The 3,338-nt window shown below is 62.5% G+C and carries 1 protein-coding gene; it reads right to left on the minus strand.

What is annotated here, in order from left to right; genetic code table 11:
* On the minus strand, positions 1 to 3,338 hold a 3,338-nt coding region (locus tag AAD018_RS18400; RefSeq protein ID WP_459382427.1), incomplete at both ends, for a hypothetical protein.

Consider the following 3,338-nt stretch of genomic DNA (forward strand, 5'->3'; position numbering starts at 1 on the left):
GGCGGGAAGAAATTGCCCACGAACATCAGCACGCTGCTGAGTGTGCCAAGCCATGCCAGTTTGAAGCGGACTTCGGGGGCGATGTTTTGCAGGCTGGCGACCTTGCCGTTCTCGTCGAACGTATAGATCGATTCCAGATGGTCGCTGTCGCCGGTCAGGTTGATCTGCGCCAGGATCGCGCCGGTCTCGTCTCGCGCGATCAGCTTCTTGCCGTCTTCCGTCTCTAGAAGCTGCCAGCCTTCGCCTTGCAGAGCCTCCAGCGCGACGGTGTCGAACTCGTAGATGTCGTCGCGGTTCGCCCACATCCAGGCCGCTTCCGTGTCGGACAGATCGAACTCGCCTGTAAACGTGTCATGGATGACGATGTAGTCGCTTCCATCGCCGGTCTCGATGACGCTGCCCTTTACGACATCGCCGCCGAAGGTGAACCGGTCGTCACCGTCCCCGCCATCGATATGGATATCTTCCAGGGTCGATCCGGGCTGCGCGGTGAACTCGAGTTCGGCATCGTCGCCGTCGATATAGCCGCCCCGAATGGTCGCGCCGTCCTCGACCTCCACGGAGGTGTTTCCGTCGGCGATGATCGTGACGTCTTCATGGATCCCGTCATCGAGGCTGATCGCCGTGACATCCTCGTCCGTATGGATCGACGTCCCTGTCGTATCGCCCTCAAGATCGATGATTGTACCGTTCTCTCCCTGAACATCGCTGGCGGTGGGCGATTGCTCGACGGTATCCTCCACGCGCAGACCGTCCGTCTCCTCCGCATCGACCTGCAGGAAACCGGCACCGCCGATCACGGTCGTATCGGTCGTCCGCGCAAGCGAGATCGTTCCGTCACCGGACAATCCATTGATCACGAGGTCGGATCCACCGACCGCAATCACATCGTAATCGCTGATCTGCGTCTGGTTCTCCACGACCGCATCGTCTGCGTTCAGCAGGATCGCATCGAACCCTTCAAGCAGGCCGGGGTGAAGCAGATCCATCGATTCGCGATAAAGCGCACTGCCGAAATGCCCGACATGGCCCGACCAGTTGTCATCGAAGTCAAAGCCCCAGACCGTCGCGGGATCCTTCATCGCCCGATGATCCTCATCGCCGTCGTAGCGGCGAGAATTGGAAGAGACGTCCTTGCCCAGAATATCCTCGACAAGAGCTTCGCGTTCCGTGTGCCCCCAGCCGTCCAGGTCGCGGGAGATCCCCAAAAGGTTCTCGAGGTTCGGGGCGACACGCACAGAGGATCGAACGGTGTCATAGTCCCCGTCATCGTTTCTGCGAACGGCGAAGGTGCCTTTCTCGTGATCGCTGCCCTCTCTGAAATACGTCACCGGAACGTGTCTGTGGGCATCTCCGCCAGAGAGTTTGCCGACCAGCCAGTCGAGAAACTCCGATTCCGGGACCGAAGCAGAGACCGAACCCTCGTCGTTCCCGCCGGCCTCTTGCGTCTCGCTGTACTTGAAGAAGAAGCGACCGTCCGGCTGGCGAACGCGTTCGCCATCGATCATCAGGTAGCTCGACCTGCCGGTGTTGTAGTCAAAGCGAAGATCGAGGCCGGGATGAACGGTCAGCGTCCAGTTCATCAAGATCTCGTAGAAGGCCGGGCTGTGGCCATAGGCCAGCAGGTTCAGCGCAGCCAGCTGATCGGCCTCGGGACCGGCGGCCAGATCGAAGCCCCGCGACAGGGTCTCCCGGATCTGGTCCTCGGTCTGGGACAGCATCTCGCGCAGCGCGATCTCGGCCTCGCTATTGACCTCGATCTGTCCGGATCCCACCGACATGGCCTTATCGAGCGCCGATAGAAGGGTCGGATTGCCGATGAACTCAAGATACTGGTCCTGCGATAGGATCCCTGCCGCCAGCCATTCGGCCAGCATCATGGCTGCCGCGACGGTATCGCCGCTGACATCCCCGACGACCTCTTCGCCGTTCAGCGTGACGGCATAGGTCTCGGCGGCATCTCCTGTCGGGATCCCCAGCGGGCCGGGCTGCGCGATGCCGCCGGCCTCGCGGTGTGTGCCGCCCATGCTGGACCAAAGCGCGCCCCCGTCGCGCGTGTCGGACAGAACGAGATTGCCGTCATCCCCGATCTGAAGGACGAAGTCGCGGTCGGCCTCCGCGTTGGCCGTGTCCGATGCCCATTCGGCCTGGCCCGGCTCCGTGTAGATGACGAGGTTGCCGTCGCGCTGGACCGCAAGGACCCCGCCTGCGGCATCGCCGGCCGTTCCGCTGTCCCAGATCGCCTGACCTGCCGTGTGGTCATAGACGACCAGGTTCCCGTCCTCCTGGAAGACCGCCCCGAACCGACCGTTCATCGAGGTGATCGAACTGCCGGCATCGTAGATCTGCGAGCCGTCCATGATCGATCCGGCCCGGGCCGCGTCGGCGGCCGATTGCTGTCCCGCTGCAAGGCTCGACCAGAGCACTTCGCCATCGCTGTCGCTGTAGAGAACGAGATTGCCGTCGTCCTGCATGCTCAGCGAAAAGGTATGGCCTGCCTCGGGATCGTAGCCTCCCGTCGCGGTATCCCAGAGATTGACATGGGTCGCGTCATAGACACCGAGATTGCCGTTGGCCTGAAGCGCCAGGAACCGGTCGACGCCCCCATCGCCGGTATTAGAGGTCCACAGAACAGCCTCGGCTCCATCGGGCTGGATCTGCCGGACGACGAAGTCACCGTTGGTCTGGAACGTCGCGGAATACTGCCCGTTCGCTGAGACGAGCCGCTCGTTTGCGGCCATGATCCCGCTGGACAGCGTCGGCCCCAGATCCGTGACCGGGAAGGGCGCGCCGCCGTCGCGCAGGACGCTCATCCGGCGCCCGTCGCCAAGATCGACTATCCCGATACCCGACTGGAAATAGGCATCCGGATCCTCGATCCCGGCCGGAAGCCACGCGCCGCCAACCAGGACCTCTCCGGCCCCGTTGCCATCCGCGTCATTGAAGACCAACCGCGCATCGGGCTCTTCAGGCTCGCCGCCGGGGCTAAGGATGCGGCCTTCATAGCGGCCGGTTTCGATATAGTGCCTGGATGCGGCGATCAGATCGTTGCCGAAGGCCTCCTGAAGATCGGAATTGGCTGCGACATAGTCGGCCGCCGAGAAGCTGATTTGCCGCGCCTCAGTTTCGCCGCTGCTGTTGTAGTGGAGGCGCCCGCTCTCGGGATTAACCCCATAGGCATCCATCAGATCGTCGTGGCTCGCGATGTATTCCAGCGCGCGGACGTCGCTCCATCCTCCGCTGAGATCGCCGGCCTCAGCAAGCTTGCCATGCTGGCTCGACCAAAGAGCCTGACTGGTCGCATCATCGTAGACGACAAGATTGCCGTCATCCTGCAT

It is taken from the genome of Aestuariibius insulae (genome assembly GCF_040783535.2).
Lineage (GTDB): Bacteria > Pseudomonadota > Alphaproteobacteria > Rhodobacterales > Rhodobacteraceae > Aestuariibius > Aestuariibius insulae.